Source organism: Ruminococcus sp. NK3A76 (assembly GCF_000686125.1).
Lineage (GTDB): Bacteria > Bacillota > Clostridia > Oscillospirales > Ruminococcaceae > NK3A76.
In genome coordinates this window covers 2,206,095-2,227,099 of record NZ_JMMA01000002.1, presented here as the reverse complement: position 1 = coordinate 2,227,099, position 21,005 = coordinate 2,206,095, and the positions used below count along the sequence as shown (strand labels likewise).

The 21,005-nt window shown below is 48.3% G+C and carries 20 protein-coding genes; 6 read left to right on the top strand and 14 right to left on the bottom strand.

The window, feature by feature from the left end; translation table 11 throughout:
- The first annotated feature begins 56 nt into the window (after positions 1 to 56).
- The 5 genes from CD05_RS0110320 (at position 57) to CD05_RS0110295 (ending at position 4,961) form a co-directional block, all read left to right on the top strand.
- Positions 57 to 719 (top strand): metallophosphoesterase, encoded by a 663-nt coding sequence (locus CD05_RS0110320; protein ID WP_028510427.1) that lies wholly within the window; start codon positions 57 to 59, stop codon positions 717 to 719.
- 31 nt (positions 720 to 750) lie between these two features.
- Positions 751 to 1,086 carry an HD domain-containing phosphohydrolase gene (locus tag CD05_RS21410; protein WP_084262158.1) on the top strand — a complete coding sequence of 112 codons (336 nt, stop codon included), beginning with the start codon at positions 751 to 753 and terminating at the stop codon, positions 1,084 to 1,086.
- Positions 1,087 to 1,394: 308 nt separating this feature from the next.
- Complete coding sequence (locus CD05_RS0110310; protein ID WP_028510426.1) at positions 1,395 to 2,297, top strand: hypothetical protein; 903 nt, start codon at positions 1,395 to 1,397, stop codon at positions 2,295 to 2,297.
- Between the two features lie 79 nt (positions 2,298 to 2,376).
- A complete protein-coding gene (locus CD05_RS0110305) occupies positions 2,377 to 3,486 on the top strand; it encodes an ADP-ribosylglycohydrolase family protein (protein ID WP_028510425.1) in 1,110 nt (369 codons plus the stop codon).
- Positions 3,487 to 3,791: 305 nt separating this feature from the next.
- The gene (locus tag CD05_RS0110295; RefSeq protein WP_156947431.1) at positions 3,792 to 4,961 is read left to right on the top strand and encodes a hypothetical protein; all 1,170 of its coding nucleotides are present in this window, start codon (positions 3,792 to 3,794) and stop codon (positions 4,959 to 4,961) included.
- 63 nt (positions 4,962 to 5,024) lie between these two features.
- Here the strand turns inward: CD05_RS0110295 and ptsP are convergent, their stop codons facing one another.
- The 14 genes from ptsP to CD05_RS18280 all read right to left on the bottom strand — a co-directional run bounded on the left by ptsP (position 5,025) and on the right by CD05_RS18280 (position 19,774).
- Positions 5,025 to 6,656 (bottom strand): phosphoenolpyruvate--protein phosphotransferase, encoded by a 1,632-nt coding sequence (gene ptsP / locus CD05_RS0110290; RefSeq protein ID WP_028510423.1) that lies wholly within the window; start codon positions 6,654 to 6,656, stop codon positions 5,025 to 5,027.
- 35 nt (positions 6,657 to 6,691) lie between these two features.
- Positions 6,692 to 6,952: an HPr family phosphocarrier protein gene (locus CD05_RS0110285; protein WP_028510422.1), complete on the bottom strand. Its 261-nt coding sequence runs from the start codon at positions 6,950 to 6,952 to the stop codon at positions 6,692 to 6,694.
- 15 nt (positions 6,953 to 6,967) lie between these two features.
- Positions 6,968 to 7,945: a carbohydrate kinase gene (locus tag CD05_RS0110280; RefSeq protein WP_028510421.1), complete on the bottom strand. Its 978-nt coding sequence runs from the start codon at positions 7,943 to 7,945 to the stop codon at positions 6,968 to 6,970.
- On the bottom strand, positions 7,938 to 8,666 hold the full coding sequence (locus CD05_RS19795; RefSeq protein WP_051588944.1) for a GH32 C-terminal domain-containing protein: 729 nt from the start codon (positions 8,664 to 8,666) through the stop codon (positions 7,938 to 7,940). Before CD05_RS19795 ends, CD05_RS0110280 begins: the two co-directional genes overlap by 8 nt.
- A complete protein-coding gene (locus CD05_RS19790; protein WP_051588943.1) occupies positions 8,617 to 9,171 on the bottom strand; it encodes a glycoside hydrolase family 32 protein in 555 nt (184 codons plus the stop codon). The genes CD05_RS19795 and CD05_RS19790 overlap by 50 nt, the downstream gene beginning before the upstream one ends.
- Positions 9,172 to 9,196: 25 nt before the next feature.
- Complete coding sequence (locus CD05_RS0110270; RefSeq protein WP_028510420.1) at positions 9,197 to 11,083, bottom strand: PTS beta-glucoside transporter subunit IIBCA; 1,887 nt, start codon at positions 11,081 to 11,083, stop codon at positions 9,197 to 9,199.
- Between the two features lie 147 nt (positions 11,084 to 11,230).
- The gene (locus tag CD05_RS0110265; RefSeq protein ID WP_028510419.1) at positions 11,231 to 12,232 is read right to left on the bottom strand and encodes a LacI family DNA-binding transcriptional regulator; all 1,002 of its coding nucleotides are present in this window, start codon (positions 12,230 to 12,232) and stop codon (positions 11,231 to 11,233) included.
- A gap of 663 nt (positions 12,233 to 12,895) precedes the next feature.
- Complete coding sequence (locus tag CD05_RS0110255) at positions 12,896 to 14,062, bottom strand: TraB/GumN family protein (RefSeq protein ID WP_028510418.1); 1,167 nt, start codon at positions 14,060 to 14,062, stop codon at positions 12,896 to 12,898.
- A 23-nt stretch (positions 14,063 to 14,085) separates the two neighbouring features.
- Positions 14,086 to 14,292 carry a hypothetical protein gene (locus CD05_RS0110250; RefSeq protein WP_028510417.1) on the bottom strand — a complete coding sequence of 69 codons (207 nt, stop codon included), beginning with the start codon at positions 14,290 to 14,292 and terminating at the stop codon, positions 14,086 to 14,088.
- On the bottom strand, positions 14,285 to 14,974 hold the full coding sequence (locus CD05_RS0110245; protein WP_028510416.1) for a hypothetical protein: 690 nt from the start codon (positions 14,972 to 14,974) through the stop codon (positions 14,285 to 14,287). The genes CD05_RS0110250 and CD05_RS0110245 overlap by 8 nt, the downstream gene beginning before the upstream one ends.
- Positions 14,975 to 14,990: 16 nt before the next feature.
- Positions 14,991 to 15,680 (bottom strand): hypothetical protein, encoded by a 690-nt coding sequence (locus tag CD05_RS0110240; RefSeq protein ID WP_028510415.1) that lies wholly within the window; start codon positions 15,678 to 15,680, stop codon positions 14,991 to 14,993.
- Positions 15,670 to 16,557 carry an ABC transporter ATP-binding protein gene (locus CD05_RS0110235; RefSeq protein ID WP_028510414.1) on the bottom strand — a complete coding sequence of 296 codons (888 nt, stop codon included), beginning with the start codon at positions 16,555 to 16,557 and terminating at the stop codon, positions 15,670 to 15,672. Before CD05_RS0110235 ends, CD05_RS0110240 begins: the two co-directional genes overlap by 11 nt.
- A gap of 27 nt (positions 16,558 to 16,584) precedes the next feature.
- Positions 16,585 to 16,959: a GntR family transcriptional regulator gene (locus CD05_RS0110230; protein WP_028510413.1), complete on the bottom strand. Its 375-nt coding sequence runs from the start codon at positions 16,957 to 16,959 to the stop codon at positions 16,585 to 16,587.
- Between the two features lie 595 nt (positions 16,960 to 17,554).
- Positions 17,555 to 19,774, bottom strand: coding sequence for an alpha-L-arabinofuranosidase C-terminal domain-containing protein (locus CD05_RS18280; RefSeq protein WP_051588942.1), 2,220 nt, complete (start codon positions 19,772 to 19,774; stop codon positions 17,555 to 17,557).
- Between the two features lie 303 nt (positions 19,775 to 20,077).
- Between CD05_RS18280 and CD05_RS0110215 the strand changes: the two genes are divergently transcribed.
- Entirely contained in the window at positions 20,078 to 20,521 is a 444-nt protein-coding gene (locus CD05_RS0110215) for an Hsp20/alpha crystallin family protein (RefSeq protein ID WP_028510412.1), read from the top strand.
- The last annotated feature ends 484 nt before the right edge of the window (positions 20,522 to 21,005 follow it).

Sequence of the window (21,005 nt, the reverse complement as noted above, 5' to 3'; positions counted from 1 at the left end):
TTCTGTACATTTTCTTTAAGGTGTGATATAATATATTATGGAAAGAGGGCGAAAGAATGATCTACATAACAGGCGATACTCACGGAGATATAAATGATATAACACCAAAGATAAATAAATGCGGCATCTCGCAGGGAGATATACTGATAGTCTGCGGCGACTTCGGGTTTACACTTGGCAGCTATCAGAGCGAAAAGGCTCTTGAAGCGCTGTCGGCTATGCCGTTTACCATAGCATTTGTTGACGGCAATCACGAGAACTTCAACAGGCTGTATTCCTACCCGGTCGAGGAGTTCTGCGGAGGAAAAGCTCACCGTGTCAGAAAGAATATCTTCCACCTGATGCGTGGCGAGTGCTTTGAAATTGAGGGGCATTCCTTCTTCTGCTTTGGCGGTGCATATTCAGTTGATAAGGGAACCCGATATGAGGGTATATCATGGTGGCCGCAGGAGCTGCCAGGCAATGAAGATTACGACAACGCTAAAAGCACCCTCGAACGCCTTGGCTATAAGGTGGATTATGTGCTCACACATACCGTTCCGGAATCATTCATACACAGGCTCGGTCTGGTACCCGACAGGCACGACGCAGAGCTTACCGGCTACTTTGAATGGCTTTACAGAGAGCTTGACTTTAAGAAATGGTACGCCGGGCATTTCCATGTCGATAATGATTTCGGCAACTTGTATATTCTTTATGAAGATGTTGTAAAAATATAGCTAAACGATTTGACAGACTTTTACAGATGTCATAAAGACGCACCCGTTAAGGGGCTATGAGATACTTTCCGAGATAGAGAGCCTGCAGGAGCTGCCTGTCGGCGCACGCTGGCACCACGAGCGCTACGACGGCAAGGGCTACCCAGACGGTATCTCCGGCGAGAAGATACCCCTCTTTGCGAGGATAATCGCCGTGGCTGACAGCTACGACACTATGACCTCTAACCGCAGCTACAGAAAATACCTTCCTCAGAATGTGGTGCGTGAGGAGATAGAAAAGAACATCGGCACGCAGTTTGACCCCATTCCTGCAAAGATAATGCTCGAAATTATCGACTCGGATACTGAGTACAGGCTGCACGAATAACACAAAACAGCATATTATAAATAAGCGGCTCATATCACATGGACCGCTATGTTGTAGCTGTTATGTGAGCGTTATGCATAATAACGAGTTTACTTGTGCAATGTGCCGAAATTTGCCAAAACTGCATCCGTCAGGTGGAGCAGAGGGTATTACTTATGGAAACGCAAATCAAGCAGCCTTAAAAACAGGCCGCACCATCATAAATGTAAATGAAGGAATCAGTTATGCCATTCACTTATCAGGAATTCTTACAGAATACAAGATCACTTAACGAGGATCAGGTCAAGCTCATAAGAGATATGTAGGATATGATGGCGCACTTTGTTTCAAATGCATATCTGTGCGAGAACGGATATAAGAAAAAGCTCGGAAGAGGCGAGATCAGGGAGCAGGATGTACCTTTCTTCCGGAAGCCGTATAAGGATATCCGTGATATTTACAACGGTGAAGCCGGCAACGGTGTTGCAGGCGAGATATACAAGCTCGGCAGAATATGGGGCGAGGACAGCAAAAAGGCCGAGAGACGTATAGCCGCAGTTCAGGAGCTCGATGAGGTAACAGCACTTATTGACAAGTACGTTACAAAGAAGATAGCTGAATATGACAAGCTGCTTTCACCTACAGATGCAGACAAGGAAAAGAACGAAAAGGCAAACGAGCAGCCTGCATCAGAATATGACAAGTGGTACTCTGCATACCCCAAGAGATCGGCTGAGCTTGATAAGGAAGCTCCTGAGCGTACAGATGCAAAGTTATTTGAGAGGAAGACTGTCACATCGGCTGATATAAAGGGCAAGCTCCAGGATTCACTGGTGCAAATCGGCATCAGCGAAGCTGAAAAGCAGAAGCTCGGCAAGATATATGAAGACTTCGGCAAGCTGCTAAAGCCTGCAAGCGAGCTTAACAAAGACGGCATGACCAAGGAGCAGTGGGAAAACGGCCTTAAGGACGCTGTGGATATCTTTAAGTCGATGCTCTCCTCAGACGGCTTCTGCAAGAAGTATTATAATGCTATCAAGACAGAGCAGGAATTTGAGATACGGGAGCAGGACTTCTATCCCAATTACAAGATGTACTATCCGCTCGATACCTTCAATAAGCTTGTCGGCACGCTCAATGAAAACTTCGGCGCAGGCATAAACGTTGACCAGATGATAAAGGACAGCGAAAAGATCATCAGCAACGATAAGACCATTGTACAGAAGCTCTGATAAACAACAATAACACACCCCCCAGCACTGCAAAAGCTGTGCCGGGGGCATTTGTGTTTACTATACGAGGTGAATTGATATGAGAAGCATAGATAAATTCAGGGGCTGCCTTGTTGCAGGGGCAGCAGGCGATGCGCTCGGCTACAGGGTCGAATTCATGACGGCAAACAGCATCTTCAAGGAATTCGGCGAGCAGGGGATAACAGAGTATTCCCTCACAAACGGCACGGCGCAGATATCCGACGACACGCAGATGACGCTCTTTACAGCAAACGGTCTTCTGCTTTGCACCACCCGTGCGATGATGAAGGGGCTGAGGCTCAGTTATATAGATTACATAAGGGATATGTACAAGGCGTGGTACAGAACGCAGGAGGGCGGCTTCCCGACAAAGAACGAATACCGCAAGTCGTGGCTATTGAATGTTCCGGGGCTTTATGACAGGCGTGCCCCCGGCGGCACCTGCATGAGTGCGATAGCCGGCGGTGCAGACGGCACGATAGACAAGCCGATAAACGACAGCAAGGGCTGCGGCGGCGTTATGCGAGTAGCGCCGATAGGGCTGTATTTTACCGATACGACCATGGATATCACACAGAGCGATATGCTCGCAGCAGATGCAGCAGCCCTCACTCACGGGCACGAGCTGGGCTACATTCCTGCGGCGGCGCTTTCGCATATAGTAAGGCTTTTAAGCGAGAGCGACATTACTGTAGAAGCCGCTGTGAATGACGCCTTAAACACCATGCGTGAGCTGTTCCCGGCCACTAAGAACACCGATTATTTTTCAGAGATAATGAGCGGAGCTCTCTCCCTTGCAAAGAGCACCACCCCCGATCTTGAAGCCATTCGTCAGCTCGGCGAGGGCTGGGTGGCAGAGGAGACGCTTGCCATAGCCGTATTCTGTGCCGTGCGCTATCAGGACGACTTTGAAAAAGCCATTGCCGCAGCAGTCAACCACAGCGGCGACAGCGATTCGACAGGTGCAGTGCTCGGCAATATCCTCGGCACATACACGGGCTTTGAGGCGATACCCGAAAAGTTCAAGCAGGGCTTAGAGCTTTACGACACCATACTTGAAATAGCAGACGACCTGTACAACGACTGCAAGATGAGCGAGTTCGGCAAGGTCTTCGACCCGGTGTGGGACAGAAAGTACATCAGGGCGATATATCCGTTTATCAGGTGAGTTGATATATTACAAATACGCATTTGCAGGATAAAAACTTACAAGGAGAAAGTAACCATGAATATTGCATGTAAGCGAATGACAGCCAGCCTGCTGGCATTCGCTATAGTGGCCGGTACAGTTCCGGCGAAGCTGCAGCCGTAAAATACGCTGTTACGACCTCAGACACAGCCCCTGCCGCTGATGCCGAGAGCTGGACAACATACGACAACATCAAAGCAGATGCTGCCGGCACATATTATGTTTGGTACAAAATAGCCGAGGGCACAGACTGGAACGCCGTAGCACCCACAAAGCTCGGCACTGTGACCGTCACCAATAAGTCAGAGCAGACATGGACGCTTTCAATGCCCGATTATGTCTACGACGGCACGGCTCACGAGCCTACAATAAACGGCACAGCTTACGGCAAGCTCACATATACTTACTTCACAGCAGCCGGTGTATGCTTAGGAAACACAGCTCCCACAGAGCCGGGCGATTACAGAGTATCCGTATCATCAAGCGGCGATGAGACGCATTTTTCAAAGCTCGAATCGGCAGAGTATACAATCAAGGGTGCAAAATTCTCAACAGGAAATACCGTTAGCTTCAAGGAAAAAGTTGAGTTCAATTTCCTTGTAGAAGCAACTGATGTTGATACAGTCGAAGGCGCATATGTAGTCTTCACCTACGACCACTATGGCACAACAACCACAGTCAAGAAGCCTATCAACAAGTCAGACAAGAACGGCAAGTATTACAGAGTAAGACTTCCGCTGACAGCCTCTGAAATGGCAATCGACATCAAGGCCGAGTTGTATCTTGCAACCTCAGACAAGCCGGTCGATACAAAGACAAGAAGTATCAAGGATTATGCCGAAGCAGCAATAAAATCCAACCTCGACGGTGCAGAAGTTCTTAAGGCTATGCTCAATTACGGCGGCTATACTCAGACTGCACTTAACAACAATACGACCCTGCTCGCAAACAGTGGGGAAGGCATTGCAGTTGATGTATCGGCCGTAGCACCCAAGAGCGCTACACCGTTCGTAAGACCTGTATCTGCTCAGGGCGCAAAGGTAACATACAAGGGCTCGACAGCTATGACAGTAAGCGATGTTTATGTCCGCCACTATTTCACAGTAGATTCAAGCATGACTGCCAAGGAGCTTAGTGCTGTGAAAATACAGGTCGGCGATAAAGTCTTAGCACTCAAAGACCTCCCCAAGAACAACACCGGCTATTACTATGATGTTGCTCCGCAGCTTGCATACGAGCTTGATAAGGAGAACGGCAAGATAGTTGTTTACGGATTTGAAGGTTCAGAAACACCCGATAGCACAAATGCTATCAGCATCGAGAACTACAATGTCATCGACTACTGCGAAGCCGTTGCAAACAGCGACAAGCAGACTGATAAAAACAAGAACATGGTCAAGGCGCTCTACGCTTACTACAAAGCCGCAAAGGCGTATGTTGACAAGCGAGCATAATCACAACTGAATAACTAAAAAGCCACCGCTTCCCCCAAATGGAAAGCGGTGGTTTTTGCTGTTTTATCTTAAGTCAAGACTGCGCACCTTCTCACGCAGCGGCAGTACGAACGGCGGCGAGAATGAAAGCACGTCTATGCCCATTCGCAGGAAGGCCTCAGTCAGTGTCGTGTCTGCTGCAAGCTCGCCGCAGATGCCTATCCAGGCGCCGTTAGCGTGGGCGTTCTTGGCCGACATCTCGATAAGCCGCAGCACGGCCTCGTGATGCGTGTCAACAAACGCTTCGAGCTTTGCATTCTGCCTGTCGCAGGCAAGTGTGTACTGCGTCAGGTCGTTTGTGCCGACACTGAAAAAGTCCACGAGCGGTGCAAGCCTGTCGCTTATCACGGCCGCAGCCGGCGTCTCTATCATAATGCCTATCTCGGTGTTCTCGTTAAAGGGTATGCCGTCAGCCTTAAGCTCTGATCTGACCTCATCGCAGGCGGCAAGGCACTTCTCGACCTCGGATACGCTCGTTATCATCGGAAACATTATCCCAAGGTCGCCGTAAACAGAAGCTCTGAACAGAGCACGCAGCTGTGTGCGGAAAATCTCCGGCCGTGTAAGACAAATCCTTATCGCCCTGAATCCGAGTGCGGGATTGTCCTCCTTGTCGAGTGCGAAATAATCTATCTGCTTGTCAGCGCCGATGTCGAGCGTGCGTATGATCACCTTTTTGCCGGCCATGCTTTCAAGCACTTTTTTGTATGCGGCAAACTGCTGCTCCTCGGTCGGGTAGTCCTCGCTTTCAAGGTATAAAAACTCGCTCCTGAAAAGCCCTATGCCGCCTGCATCGTTTGCAAGCACTGCGCCGATGCCACTGACACCGCCGATGTTTGCAAATATCTTTACCTTTGTGCCGTCAAGCGTGACATTTTCCTTGCCCTTTAGCAGCTGGAGAAGCTGGCTCTTTTTGGCGTCCTCTGCCTGCTTGGCTTCAAAGCGCTTTAGTGTCTCCTCGTCGGGGTCGATGTATACTTCGCCGGTGTGGCCGTCAACTATCATCATCACACCGTCTTCGACAGATGACAGAAACTCCTCTCCGGCGCTGATGACTGCCGGAATGTTCATGTTCCTTGCAAGAATCGCCGTGTGTGAGTTGCTTGAACCGAATGCCGTCACGAATGCAAGCACCTTGTCCTTGTCAAGCGTCACAGTCTCGCTCGGTGCAAGGTCGTCTGCGCATACTATCATCTTGTCATCATCTGATGATGCCGATGCAGTGCTGTCTGTCAGGCAGGCGATAAGACGGTTTGATATGTCCTTTACGTCTGCTGCACGGGCCTGCATATAGGCATCGCTCATAGATGAGAACATATCAGCAAAATTATCCGAGGTGACGGCGACCGCATACTCGGCGTTGACCTGCTGAGTTTCGATTATGCTGCGGATAGACTCGTTGTAGTCATCATCATCGAGCATCATAATGTGTATCTCAAATATCTCGGCATTCGTCTCGCCGACCTCTTTGATAGCCTTTTCGTATATCGCTGTCAGCTGCTCGACCGCAAGAGCCTTTGCAGCCTCGATGCGTTCAAGCTCTGCGGCAGTGTCCTCGACTCTGCTGCGGCGCACCTCGGCGGCCTGCCTTTTGAAGACTAAAGCCTTGCCTATAGCTACAGCACCGTAAACACCCGTGCCCTTAAATATGATCATATCCGTCACCCGGCCTTTCTTGTTTTGTTGTGAGATCAGAGGTTAGCTTTCATGAATTCTTCCAGTGCCGATGCTGCTGCTTCCTCGTCTTCGCCCTCAACTGTAAATTTTACAGTGTCGCCGCATTTTACACCCAGTCCCATGAGCTTCATAAGAGCTGATGCATTGATAGGCGGCTTGCCTTCCTTCTCGATAGTCACCGAGCTTGAAAAGCCCTTGATGAGCTTAACGAGGTTTCCTGCCGGTCTTGCGTGGATACCGATCTCGTCCTTTACGGTGTAGTCAAATGTTTTCATAAGTCATTCTTCCTTTCAGTTTTGGTTTAGATCTATGTTCCGCATCTCGTCCGTGTCAGGGTAAGATGCGATAGCTCCTTTTTTAGTTACGCTCACAGCGCAGAACCTGTTTGAAAAGTCAAGACACCCGGCAAGTGTTTCCTCTGAAAGCTCTGAGAGCGTGTCTGCGTTGGCGCCCAGCTCGTGCAGCTTATACAGAAATGCCCCTGTAAAGCCGTCACCTGCTCCTGTTGTGTCTGATGCCCGTACTTTGTACGCCGGAGAGAATGCCATAGTGCTTTGAGTAAAAGCATATGCGCCCTTGCTGCCTAAGGTGTAGAGCATCATTCTGACACCACGCTCAAACAGCCACCGTGCGCCCTCCTCGGGGGAGGAGCAGCCTGTTATGAATCCAAGCTCGTCCTCCGAGAGCTTGACTATGTCACTTTGTGGGATAAACTCGTGTACGGCGGCTCTGAGCGCCTCCTTGCTGTCCCACAGGTTGAAGCGAAGATTCGGGTCAAAGCTGATGATACAGCCTCTTGCCCTTGCAAGCTCTATAGCTTTGCTGTGTGCCTGCTTCATCGGGAAATCGCCTATCGACACGCTGCAAAAGTGCAGACAGAATACATCATCAAAGTATTCTTCCTTAACACATTCGGCACTGTACAGCATATCGGCAGACGGCTTGCGGTAGAAAGAAAAAGTCCTGTCGCCGTTCTCTGCCAGTGATACGAATGCAAGCGCTGTGTTTGCCTTGTCGGTAAGCGTAATGCATTCTGTTCCTACACCTACGTCCTCTAATCTGTGGATTATCCTGTGGCCGAACGGGTCGTCGCCGAGCTGCGTGAGCAGCCTTGACCTGCCGCCGAGCCTGGAGTAAGCAGCGCATACATTTGCCGGCGCACCGCCGACCTTTGGTGCGAAAGCCCCCACCTCGTCAAACGAGCAGCCGCTCCTGTCGGGGATAAAGTCGATAAGCGCTTCGCCTATCGCCGCAAGTATATTACCCATCGTAACTCACCTCTGTTCCGTTAAGTCTGTAAAGCGTTCCCGTAACGCCCTTTGTGAGCAGCTTTATCTCACTGCCGGCAGGGTACATTCTCGATGATAGCACCTTCTTGCCATTTGCAAGATACACTTCCACTGATGATGTGTCTGCTATCACTCTAATGTCCTTGCAGCCCTTTATCTTTGCATACCGGCAGTCTCTGCCGCCGGAGGCTTTAAGGTCTGTAAAGCGCATGGCAAAGTCATCGCCGTTGTATTCAAGCGTCAGTATGTCGCCAAGCTGTATCATAAAGCTGTCCTCGCAGCGCCCTTCAAGCTCGAAAGGCAGCTGCACTGTGTTTTCATATTCTATAGGTTTTTCGTCATAGCGAAGGCTTTTAAGCTCTCTTGCCGGCTGTTGAAATATCACGCCGTCATGCTCTGTCAGCTCACGGGGGAGTGTCAGACAGTGCTGCCAGCCGAGCGCTGTTGTGGCATTTGTGTAGGGGATATCGCCGATGCCCTCCCAGCCTATGAGCAGCCGTCTGCCGTCCGGGGCTTCAAATGTCTGCGGTGCGTAAAAATCAAAGCCGCAGTCCCACTCGGTGTATTTGCCTGTCTGCAATGCAAGATACCCTGAGCTGTAAACATTCTGAAAGCTGTATTTCTCATGCGGCACGCCCTGCGGAGATATGCTAAGATATTCCCTTTCGCCGAAGCGTAAATAGCACACAGCCCTTGTCATCGAGCGTCCTTGCACCGAGCACCATAAAGTAGCGCCCGTCCTCCTCCCAGACCTTCGGGTCACGCACATGGCATGAGCAGTAGTCGGGGTAGTCGGCGTTTCTCAGAAGCACCTTTTTCTCACTCATCGTCACACCGTCCTCGGTAGTCACGAGAATGACGTTTGCCCCTCTGCCAGAGGTGATGTAATCATGCTCGCCCTCCTCCTTTACGTTGCCAGTGTAAAAGAGATACAGCTTGTCGCCCTTAACAAAGCCGCAGCCGGAGTATACGCCGTCCTTGTCATCTGGCGTGTCTGGGAAAAGCACTGTGCCTGTGAAGCGCCATTTTATAAGGTCGGGGCTGCAAAAATGTCCCCAGCATTTGTTGCCCCTGCCCTCGGCACTGTCAGGGGCGTATTGGAAATAAACGTGGTATTCGCCTTTGAAAAAGCACAGACCGTTCGGGTCATTGAGCCAGCCAGTCGGCGGTTCAAGGTGTAATCTCTGCCGGAAGCTGTTTACCATTTTGCACACACCCCTTCACTTGCTGTTACTTAGCAGTCTTTATAAGCTCATCAAGGAATCCTGTATTCTTAATGTCAGCCATTTTCACCTCGGAATAATCGTCAGCGTTGGTGACTATTACAGGTGTTATGAGCTTGTAGCCCTTGTTTCTGATAAGCTCTGTGTCAAAGGTTATAAGAGTTTGCCCCCTTGTCACTCTGTCGCCCTCGGAAACGTGAGCGGTGTAGCCCTCGCCGTTTAATTCGACTGTGTTTATGCCGACGTGTATCAGAAGCTCCATGCCGTTGTCAAGTGTAAGACCTATCGCATGGTGAGTATCAAACAGTGTGCTTACCTCGCCGTCAGCAGGGGCTATCACTCTGCCCTCTGAGGGCTCAACTGCTGCGCCCTTGCCGAGCACCTCGGCTGCGAAAGTCTCGTCGGGTACATCTGCAAGCAGAACTGCCTGACCCTTAAGGGGAGAATAAACTGAGCTGTCATCATACTCTGCTGCCGGTGCAGGAGTAATGTCTTCCTGAGTTGTCTCAGGAGCAGCCTGCTCCTCATCGGCAGGGTCTTTGTGCATGAACCACGAAAGAGCGAATGCCACACCTGCTGCAACTGCGAATGTGAGCAGATAGCCTACAAAGCTGTCGGTAGTGATAAGGAAGCCAAATATACCTGTTACGCCGTTTGCTGTAGCATAAACGTTTGTCATCGAAGCTACAGCAGCACCGCAGGCACCGCCTATCATGCCGGCGATAAGGGGCTTTACAAATCTTACGTTTACACCGAATATTGCAGGCTCGGTAATGCCCATGAACGCTGAGAGAGATGCAGGCAGAGCCTTTGACTTTATCTTCTTGTTGCGTGTCTTAAGAGCAACTGCGAGGGCAGCTGCGCCCTGTGCCACGTTTGCAGCTGTTGCGATAGGCATCCAGATGTTCTTGCCGTTGTCAGCGAGCATCGAGAGCTCGATAGCGTTGTACATATGGTGAACGCCTGCAACTACAGTCGGTGCATATGCCGCACCCATGATGAACGAGCCTATGCCGAAGGGGATAGATATGAGCCACTGTGCGCCTGAGAGCACCCAGCTCTCTATCTGCGAGAATACAGGGCCTATAACTGTCATGGTAAGGAAGCCTGTGACTAAAACTGATACAAGAGGTGTCACGAAAAGGTCGAACATCTCAGGAACTTTCTTGTGCAGCCATTTCTCAATGACCGAGAGCAGCAATACTGCGATAACTACAGGGATAACGTGACCCTGATAGCCGGTAGCGTGTATCTCCCACAGACCGAACCACGACCAGAGGGTGGGCAGGTCTGAGCCGTCGCCGACGCTCCATGCATTTATCAGGTTCGGGTGTATCATTATCATACCGATAACGGCGCCGAGATAGGTGTTGGCACCGAATATCTTTGCCGCACTTACTGCAATAAGTATCGGCAGGAATGTGAGTGCTGCGTTTGAGAAGATATCGAGCAGAGCGTAAATCTGCGTGTCGGCTATGTCGGGGAAGGCCTTTGAAAGACAGCCGAGCAGGCCGCACAGAAGACCCGTTGCCACGATAGCAGGGATGATAGGAACGAATATATCGCCGAGTGACTTGATAGCCCTCTTGTACCAGGGTGATCTTGCCGCTGCGGCCTTTTTCACATCGTCCTTGCTTGCAGCCTCTATACCTGCAAGCGCTATAAATTCATCATAGACCTTGTTCACCGTGCCTGTGCCGATGATTATCTGAAGCTGCCCGGCAGCCTCAAACACGCCCTTGACACCGTCTGTGCTTTCGAGCACGGATTTCTTTACCTTTGAATTGTCGGCTATTACCAGCCTTAGTCTTGTGGCGCAATGGGCGGCACTTGCGAGGTTATCCTTGCCGCCTATGGCACCCAGTATCTCGGATGCACACTTGTTGTAATCCATACTGACCCCTCCTTAGATGATCCTGACATTCATGTTGTTTCACATATGAAATGATATCGGTTTCATTTGTTGTATATATTATATCACGGGTCAGAATGAAAGTCTATTGACGGATAGCAAGAATTATAACGAGATATTCCGTAAGTTTCACACAGTTTCACATTTGCGGTTTGTGGATTCACGCTCGATGATGTCGTATTCGAGCTGGAGTATGCGGTGTACACTGCCGGGCTCCTTAAGCTCTGCGAGCAGCATCTTTGCGCCCCACATACCGGCTGTCTTGTAGTGCAGATGCACCGAGCTTAATGGTGTCAGCAGCACCTTGCCCATTCTTGAATCGCCTATGCCGCCTATCATAACGTCCTCAGGTATCCTGATGCCGTTCTCGTGGCAGTAGAGCATTACACCGGCGGCTATGTTGTCGGTCGCACAGAATATGCAGTCGGGTCTGCTGCGGTGTGAAAAGAGCAGCCTTGCTTTCTCGTAGCCGGAATCCATGTTGAATTTGGCAATCTCCATAAGGCTCTTGTCGGGCGTGATGCCGTGGTCAAGAAGCGCTTTTTCAAAACCTGCACGCCTGTCGTTCCCGGCGGCCTTGTCGTCCGGGTTTGCGCCGATGAATGCAGGGCGCACAGCTCCCTTGTCGAGCATCAGCTTTGTCATGGCATAGGCGGCGCCCATGTCGTTGTGACAGACGCAGTTGAAGCCCTTGAGCTGCTGGCCGACTATCACGACGGGAATTCGCATCTTTGAAAGCACCGAGCGGTGGAGCTCCGTGAATACGCTTGCAAGCAGTATCACCCCGTCAACACGGTTCTGCCGCAGCAGTTCGAGAGAGCTTATCTCACGGTTGTAGTCGTTGGCTGTGTTGATGAGCAGCAGCTCAAAGCCCTCCTTGCCCAGCACCTCGCTAATGCCCTCAGTGACACGGGATATGCTCTCGCTTGACAGCTTCGGCAGTATAACTCCCACGAGCTTTGTCACCTTGGTGCGCACTGTCCTTGCATTGTAGCTTGGCATATAGCCTGTTCTGTCAAGGGCGGCCTGTATCTTTTCACGCTTGTCATCGCTCAGATATCCGTCATTGAAAAATCTGCTGACTGCTGAAACTGATACGCCGGCTTCTTTTGCAAATTCGGAAATATTCATAAACGCACCTCCTTGCGATGTGATATCGTTTGCATATATTATATCACGTTTTTCATATCCGTTCAATAGTGAAACTGCATAAATGCAGGCGTGATTTTTTTATATCTGCGGCATTTGTGAGATGAGATAGAAAAAACATAAAAAAATTTGTACCCAAAAAGAACGAACTTGACAAGCTCGAAGAAAACATCGGCGAAAGAGAGAGCGTTAAGAGCCTTAACAACAACAACAAGGATATGAACCTCAATAACATTTAATAATCTTGTTTCGTGACAGTGCTGTTTTAAAACCCACAAACAAAAACTGAACACTTGGGTCTATGACCCGAAAAAGCAAAGGAGCTCCTCTAACGCAGCTCCTTTTTCTATATTAAAATATGGTATTTTCTGTGTTGCCTGAAGTCTTGCTAATCATCATACACCGGGTCATATTTATGAATATCTGCCTTTTCCGGCCCGTTTATATCTCCTTCAGGGATAATACCGCCGCCGGTTTTGTAGGGATAGTTCATAATGCTCCTCCATAGCTCGTATCAGTTGGTTTTAAAGGTACCTTGTCAGCGCCCGATATCTCAGTCAGGGTCATGTTCGTCCGGGTCTGTATCATAGATATTGTCATCTGCATATTCACGCTTTGAGCAACAGCTTTTACGGTAACAGAATGTCAGCTTATCTTCTCAACACTGTACCCCATTTGTGCAAGAAGATCATCAACGCCGTACTCTCCCGAGTAATGTGCAGAGCCTACCATGAACAGACAGTTCTTACCTTCTTTGATATACTCTGATGCCTTGCCGGCCATGTACTGATTGCGGTCATAGAATACTGTCTTTGTATAGGCTTCATAGTCGTCATAAAGATCTAGCGGAAACTCGATGACCTCTGCATCAGTTTCCGTCGCTGTGAGAACATCATCGCTGCCCATTGCCCACATATCAAACATATCGCCGTAGGCTTTTGCAAAGCCGTCGATGTCGTCGATACTGTCGACCATTTCACTTATCGTGTAATCAGCATAATCGTCTGAATAAGCATTGAGCGCATCTGTCTGCATTGACAGCTCCTCGATGTTTATGATTTCCTTGCCGTTCTCCTTTGCCTTGGTTATAAAATACATATCCGTGCCTGTAAGATCAATGTTTTCAAGCCTTTGGATCTCAACATTGGTCAGCTGGTTTATCCAGTAGCCTGCTGTGTAAAGGTCGAGCATCTTGCTGTATGCGCCGATGCTTGTCAGGTAATCCTTTGCCTTGTTGTAAGACTCCTCCGAGATGTGATCTTTGATATTGGTTCCGTCTGAATATATCATGCCTTTTGCATATGCTAACTGAGCGCCGAGATCACTTTGCATAGCCGTGATGTCATACTCAACTGCAATTGAATCACAGCTGTTGTAAATGTCTATCAGGTCTGAGGGATATTCGGATACACCAGAGGGAAGAAAATGCAGCGTTCCTAAAAGGTATATCGAGTTTCCGCTTATGGGGTCGGTGACTTTCCATAAAGGCGGGTCTATCTCCTTGGTGCTGATGTAATCATTGATGTCAACAGTCCTGCCGTATTTCTTTTTATCTGTATTGGCAGAGTTTTCTGAGACGGACTCAGGTGTTTGCTGCTTGTCAGTCTCCGAAGGCTCCTCGGCAGCAGGCTCGGACGATCCCTCAGGGGCGGAGTCGCTGCTTTCTTCCGCATCGGTCACGATGCTTTCAGCAGTAGTTTCTGCTGCTGATGAATCTCCCTTTGAAGACGACTCAGCTCCCTTCTTGCCGCATGATGCACAGAAAAGTGCTGTCACTATAGCAATGACTGATATAATAGCTTTGCTTTTCATATAAACCTCCGTTTGTTGTGTCTCTATTCTTTGTCTTTCTCTATAGTTTTCAGATATGCGTACATAAACGCCGGCAGCGTCAGCAGATCAAGCACCATAAGTATCATTAGCAGTAATTCAGGCAGCTCTTTATCCGTTAAATAAGTTACAGCAAATATTGCAACTGATATATATAGCACACACTGTGCTGCAAGGTTTATGTACATTGCCTTTTTCTTTGTTTTATTCATTTTCCTGTACCTCCAGCGCATTCTGTATAAACTTGTTCGGGGCAAATCTGTTACCCTTCTTCCACCAGATGTTCTCTATCATCAGCGTAAAGGCAATTGCAAATGTATAACCGCATACGGCAATGATAACTGCTGTCGTCAGGGAAAGCCCGATGATATGGCTTGAGATATTTGTGATTTTGCTTGCCATCGGGAAACCCAGGAAAGTAAAGTATGCCGCACCGAGTAATAATGCCGTGAGCGGAACGCCCTTTTTGCCGTAGCAGCCGCCAACTATGATAAGCAGCATACTGCTTACAGTGTTGAATACCAGTGTATCTGCCAAGCCCTGTGTGCCAAGATTGATATATGCCGATACGTCAAGCAGCGTGTCATATAACACGCACAGTATAGTGACCGCAACCACAGGCCCTATCGTGAACAGCTCCTTAGCACAGGTGCAGGAGCTGAAAAACTTGTTCTGCTGCAGCTTTGTACTTGCTGCAAACACCATTAGTATCACGCCCATATTGCCCATTTGAACAGCACCGAGCATTGATAAATACTCATCACCGCCGACAGGGTCAGGGTCAATGATAAATGCAAGTGCCATTCCTATCATCAAAAACAGCCCAAAGCCTATCACGAACGGGTGTGCTGCCGCTTCTGCGTATAGCTTTAATGCTCTTACAGCTTTATTCATAGCTTTTACTCCTTTGTCAGTTCCATTTATGCTTTTTGTAGTTGCCAAGCATTACCTTCTGCGAAATAATGATAAGTGGTATTGCTGCCCCGGCAACTGCAAGAGGAAAATACAGCTTGCCGTCAAATATTTCAGGCGTTACCACACCAAGTGCGCCTGCCCCGAAGATAATGACCGGCGTTACACCGCCTCTTAATGCAGGGCTTTTGATAAGGCTCAACAGGTCTATAAGACCAACGCAGACAAGTAAAAATGCCCCTATATACACCGCACCGACTGTTCCGTGTGTGAACGTGAATGTCCCCGTAATATCAATGATGACCCCGAAGATGAGTATCATTATGAGTGCTGTGACACGGGCGACAGTTGAAGCGGCTTTCATCTTTCTGTAAGTGTCAAAACCGCCGTTTACCGTGCGGAAATACTTGCCGCCGGGCAATGATTTGTTATACTGCACAAGCCCTGTTATCATCAGTATGATGCCTGCATCTACCGTCAGGAATATGTTTATAAGCCCTATGTCGGTTATCTCTTTAAGAGCATCTGAAGCATCCCACTTCGACAGCATAGATATTGCAAAAAAGGTGAGTATGCTTGCAAAATACATCAGCACACCGCATATGCCGAGCTTTAAAGCGTACAGCCACATACCGCTGCCTGTGTATATCTTGTGCGCCTGCGAGAGCGTAAGAGTTTTACTTGTCATCTTCCTCCGCCTTTCTGAGTATGCCGACACTCAGCTGCTGTAATGTGGGTGTCTCTATAGCTGTGTCGTATGCTGCGAGCATATCTGTGTTTTTTGCAAGTGCGATGCCCTCAAAGCCTGTTCTTCCGCCTGAGAAGGAGAGCATGAAAGGCCTTGCCTTGTCAGCGTTCTCTGCATCGCCGTGAACGAGTATGTATTTCTGCTTTAAGTCCTCGACAAAGCCCTGTTCTATGACCTTGCCGTTTGACATGAATATCGCATAGTCGGTGGCATACTCCATATCAGCGATATTGTGTGTCGAGAACAGCACCGAACGTTCACCGTCACGCTCGTTAAGATACTCACGGAACAGGTCGCAGAGCACATCACGGGCGAGGGGGTCGAGCGATGATGCAGGCTCATCGAGCACAAGCAGCTCGGTGTCTCTTGCAAGCACAGCGGCTAAGTATGTGCGCATCTTGTTGCCGTCTGATAGCTTCATGAGTTTTTTCTGCTTCTTTTCAGCCGGGTCGCCCAGCTTGAAGCGCTTGCAAAGCTGTGCAAAGCGCTGCCTGTCAAAATTGTCAAAGCCGAGCTCCATAGAATCGGCTATCTTTTTGAGCGTCCAGTCCATAGGGAAAAAGTTAGCCGAAGAACAGTAGCCGATTCGGTTGCGCAGCCTGTCATCATCAATATCTGTCATGTCGCCGAAGTATACAGTGTCACCGCTCGTTTTGTTCGTGACACCGCAAAGAATGTCAATAAGCGTGGTCTTTCCTGCACCGTTGGCACCTATCAGAGCCGTTGCAAAGCCGCAGGGGATAGCGGCCTGAACCTCACCAAGTGTGAAATCCTTGTAGCTTTTGGTAATACCATTTATCTCAATTGCGTTATTCATATCCTTAATCTCCTTATTTATTGCCTATCATTCCTCGTCAATGCTCCATAGCATCTCAAGCGTCTGTTCTACTTCTTCAAGCCCGATACCTGCTATCCTTGCGGAGTATATCGCATCTGACAGATTCTTTTCAAGCTGGCGCATATGCTGTTCTTTGAGCATACGCTCGTCCTGTGCGTTGACATAATAGCCCTTGCCCTTTGAAGCGGTCGCCAGTCCTTCGTTTGAAAGCTCTTCGTAAGCCTTCATAGTGGTGATAACGCTTATCTTCAAGTCCTGTGCCAGACCCCGTATCGAGGGGAGAGGGTCGCCGGCTTTCAGCTTGCCGGTCAGTATCTGCTCTCTGAGCTGGGTGGCTATCTGCTTGTATATAGGTTCGTTTGAATTCTGATATATTTTCACCTGATGCACTCCTTCCAGTTTTAACTGTTTATGTGGTATATATACAGTATATAACACATAAACAGTTTTGTCAAGACATCATTTTGTCAAAAAGCAGGATGATTTCATTTTCTTGATTGGTGATATTGCCCAAAACATAGAAAAAAGCCCGTAGAACACGAGCTTTTGACTGTATATGTTTTAATGAAAAGATGGGACGTTGAGCGGGTGGGGGTCTGCATTCTGCTCCATTATGGAGCTTTTTTAGTTTCTATCATTCTTACTTATTTTTCTGGACACTCTCTGTTTTTTTTAAGGCAATACCGCACAACTCCTGTGCGTCAGATGCGACGTCTAGATTTTCGTCAGATTGCCTAAATTCGACGCAGGTTTGCTGGCGCAAGTCAAGGAGAATTTGGGTAATATGACGGAAAGCTGGCAAGCAGATGACGTGCAGAGGCGTTAGCCGTGGGTTGTGCGGTGTTGCCTTAAATCATATCTGAAAAAAGAGCCCAGAAAATCTGCCGTAAGATTTTGAGTTTTTGCCGTAAGTTTTGCCCTTTTTTCTTGATAGCCATTTCTTATTATGATATACTGATCACAAATCAAGTTCTCCTTAACCTATACCTGCCCTGAATACATTGACCGAACTTGCAGACACGCGCACAATACTATCGTCGACCGAAATACATCTGCGCCTTGGTATGACCTTTTCGGGTTCAGCAAAGCTGTTGCCATCGTCCTTGCTGTTTGCGGTGAGAGTCTGAACACAGAACTCCCTGCTCAATGCTCTGTCGCTTTCAAGTGAAACCTCAATATCACTCTCAGTCAGATTTACCAGCTTTATTATCAGTTCATTTTTAGCTGTATCTACTGTGCAGACCGCTGTGATGTCAGGCACTTGTTTTATAATTCCGCTGTGCAGGAGATCGCCGTTTATGCAGAGTTCATAGCTGTTTCCGTCAATAGAAAAAGTAAAACTCTTGACTTCAAGCTCGCCCGTGTATTCGCTTTCGGAAACTATCATTTTTGACCAGCCGTTATAATGTGTCACAGTACATCTGCCGTCTGCCGCTGTCAGTTCATAGCGGTTCTGATCTTCGTTTTTAAGTCCGTTGTCAAAAAATGTGAGATGCAGTTCATTGACAGGCTTATCAAAATCATAACTGTAAACAACACCCGTGTTTGTTTCGGTGCTGTCGATAGCTTTTTTATCTCCGTCTGTGAGCAGGCAAGTGCTGCCCTTATCGTGACGGGAAAAGTATCCAGTTTCCACATCGCAGCCGCAAACATAGTTGCCCCTGTTTTCTGCAAACATTTTCAGCATATAGTAGCTGGGAATACCATAGCATTGATGATTGTTAAATGTTATAAGGTCGGGCTGCCACTCTGTGAATCTCGGGTTATTAAGAAGCGGTGCATAGCTGGTCATTTTTACCTTGTCCTGATCCCATTCTATCCCTGTCAGTAATGCCGCCTCACCCAGCGCACCCATAAGTGTACCCTGTTTACAGCCGATAGTTGATGCATATTCGCCAACATAGATATCTGTGCTTGTGTGACCGTTGTAGGTATCATGGTTTGATGCGAAAAACAGCGGATCGGCATAGTAATGATCGTCGATCAGATCAGCAGAAAGACCGCTGTTTTCAACGTGGTCGGTGGCGATATACTTAAACTGTGGAAATTCCGCTTTGAGTCTGTCGTAAAACAGCTTGTATCGCTTTTCATACTCTTCACCATAATTCTCGTTGCCGATCTCGAGATATTTCAGACATTTGAACGGCTCGGTGTGACCGTTGGCGGCACGCTGTGAACCCCATTCGCTGTCGGCAGGTGCGGTCGCATAGAGTATTGCATGGCGGGCGTCCTGATAAAACTCCTCCACAAGCCCGTCATCAAAATAATCGGGACAGCGAGCCTGACAGGTCATACCGCAGTTGAAAACATACATAGCGTCTATCCCTGCGTCCTCGCAAAACTGCATAAACTCGTGAAATCCGAGCCCGTTGGTGGAGTTATATCCCCACAGCAGGCGGTGCGGTCTGCGCTCCCACACAGGACCTATGCTGTCCTCAAAACGGTAGGCGGTCTCCCTTGTGAAGCCTTCGACAATGCAGCCTCCGGGGAAACGCAGGAAGGACGGTTTAAGCCCTACAAGCATAGTGGCCAGGTCTTTTCTAAGCCCGTTTTCTCTGCCGCAAAAAGTATCAATGGGGAACAGAGATGTAAACCCGATAGTTACTGTTTCACAAGAATCCGAATACAGTTCAAGTGCCGCATTAAAGTCGGTCTTGTTTGCCTTGAAAATGCACTCGTATTTTGTATATCCGCCCTTTACAATAAACGTGTGACTGTCGCTTATGCAGACACCGTCACTTAAAACCAGACGAGCTTCGACCTCTGCGGCGGTCTCGGTTTTGGCGAACATATAGAATCTGTATTCACTGCCTTCTCTGACAGCAAGCCCTTCAAAGCCCCTGTTGTATATTTTTCCGCCGTTAAAGAGGACATTCAAAGCACGCTTTCTTGCACTGTTCAGAGTACATTTATCGGTAAGCGACATTTCGGCGCTGTCAGCCCTCCAGCCGTAGATCCCCTCACCCTCAAAGCAGTTAAAGCTGCATACCCAGCCCGTAGGCGAGGTAATAGTTTTACTTTCCGGGGAGTAGGTGCATCTGTCAGGGATAACGCCGTCATCAAAGGCTCTGTTTGCCAGCATCTCGGCATAGAGTCCGCCGTCACCCGAACGGTTTATATCCTCAAAGAAAATGCCGTAAAGACTCTTTGAAATATCTGTGATCTTTTTATCTGTGTCAATTTTGATCTTATACATTTTTAAAAACCTCACTGTGTATTATTATGCTTCTTTGATCGATATAGGATAATTATACCATACTGCGGTCAAAAGGTCAATTGGCAGATTATTATTGCTCACAACCTAATGTGACAATCTTGTCAAAAAAATGAAACCTGTGTGAAAATTAGCACTCTCCCCTTGACAGTGCTAATTCAGAGTGCTATAATATAATCAGAACAAAGGAACAGAGAAGCACCAAAGGATCCGGGTGCTGAACCCTCCGTCCCCTTGCTCGAAGCAATGGAAACAATGTGACGAGTAAAAAAGGAGGACTGACCTATGTTATATCCAAGCATTTTCGGTGAAAACTTATTCGATGATTTCTTCAGATTCCCTGACTTCGGCAGAGACGTGGAGAAGAAGCTGTACGGCAAGCACGCTGCACAGGTCATGAAGACTGATGTTCATGAGCATGATGATCACTATGAGATCGTGATCGACCTGCCGGGCTTCAAGAAAGATCAGATCAATCTTGAGCTTCAGAACGGTTATCTGACTGTCAGCGCCGCAAAGGGACTTGACAAGGACGAAAAAACTAAGAAGGGCAAGCTGATCCGTCAGGAGCGTTACGCAGGCGCAATGCAGAGGAGCTTCTATATCGGAGATACTGTTAAAGAAGCCGATGTGAAGGCGAAGTTCGAGGACGGTGTTCTGAACATCTGCGTTCCGAAGGCAGAGCCTAAGAAGATGGAGAATCACAAGTATATTGCAATTGAGGGATAATACCTCGCTAAGTTATGATCCCAAAATGATGCTCCCCGGAGCTGTTCGTATGAGCAGTTCCGGGGAGTTTGTTTTTATGTGATTTGAATGAATCATTATCCTGCCATGATCTAAACTTTGAATCCACTGGGTTCAAAGTCGATAACAAGATAAGTAATTCCCGATAATACGCCCAAGTACCCGTTCGATCCCCTTTGAGGATTCGCTGAGAGAGGAGCAGATCGAAGTGATCCACAAGATACTTGACTGCGTGAGCGAGACTGCTGCTGATGAGATGCGTTCAGCATATAAAGTCGGTTTCAAGGACGGTGCGGCATTGATACAGGAAATACAGGAATAACGATTTACTTAAGGCAACACCGCACAACCACCGGCGGATACCTTTGCACGCCATCCACTTGCAAATTTTCCGTCATATTACCCAAATTTACCTTGAAATACGTTAGTATTCCTGCGGTAAATTTAGCCAATCTGACGAAAAATT

Coding starts and splice junctions, on each gene's coding strand:
- CD05_RS0110320 (WP_028510427.1), top strand. CDS start 57: ATGATCTACATAACAGGCGATACTCACGGAGATATAAATGATATAACA.
- CD05_RS0110310 (WP_028510426.1), top strand. CDS start 1,395: ATGATGGCGCACTTTGTTTCAAATGCATATCTGTGCGAGAACGGATAT.
- CD05_RS0110305 (WP_028510425.1), top strand. CDS start 2,377: ATGAGAAGCATAGATAAATTCAGGGGCTGCCTTGTTGCAGGGGCAGCA.
- ptsP (WP_028510423.1), bottom strand. CDS start 6,656: ATGATCATATTTAAGGGCACGGGTGTTTACGGTGCTGTAGCTATAGGC.
- CD05_RS0110285 (WP_028510422.1), bottom strand. CDS start 6,952: ATGAAAACATTTGACTACACCGTAAAGGACGAGATCGGTATCCACGCA.
- CD05_RS0110280 (WP_028510421.1), bottom strand. CDS start 7,945: ATGGGTAATATACTTGCGGCGATAGGCGAAGCGCTTATCGACTTTATC.
- CD05_RS19795 (WP_051588944.1), bottom strand. CDS start 8,666: ATGACAAGGGCTGTGTGCTATTTACGCTTCGGCGAAAGGGAATATCTT.
- CD05_RS19790 (WP_051588943.1), bottom strand. CDS start 9,171: ATGGTAAACAGCTTCCGGCAGAGATTACACCTTGAACCGCCGACTGGC.
- CD05_RS0110270 (WP_028510420.1), bottom strand. CDS start 11,083: ATGGATTACAACAAGTGTGCATCCGAGATACTGGGTGCCATAGGCGGC.
- CD05_RS0110265 (WP_028510419.1), bottom strand. CDS start 12,232: ATGAATATTTCCGAATTTGCAAAAGAAGCCGGCGTATCAGTTTCAGCA.
- CD05_RS0110255 (WP_028510418.1), bottom strand. CDS start 14,062: ATGAAAAGCAAAGCTATTATATCAGTCATTGCTATAGTGACAGCACTT.
- CD05_RS0110250 (WP_028510417.1), bottom strand. CDS start 14,292: ATGAATAAAACAAAGAAAAAGGCAATGTACATAAACCTTGCAGCACAG.
- CD05_RS0110245 (WP_028510416.1), bottom strand. CDS start 14,974: ATGAATAAAGCTGTAAGAGCATTAAAGCTATACGCAGAAGCGGCAGCA.
- CD05_RS0110240 (WP_028510415.1), bottom strand. CDS start 15,680: ATGACAAGTAAAACTCTTACGCTCTCGCAGGCGCACAAGATATACACA.
- CD05_RS0110235 (WP_028510414.1), bottom strand. CDS start 16,557: ATGAATAACGCAATTGAGATAAATGGTATTACCAAAAGCTACAAGGAT.
- CD05_RS18280 (WP_051588942.1), bottom strand. CDS start 19,774: ATGTATAAGATCAAAATTGACACAGATAAAAAGATCACAGATATTTCA.
- CD05_RS0110215 (WP_028510412.1), top strand. CDS start 20,078: ATGTTATATCCAAGCATTTTCGGTGAAAACTTATTCGATGATTTCTTC.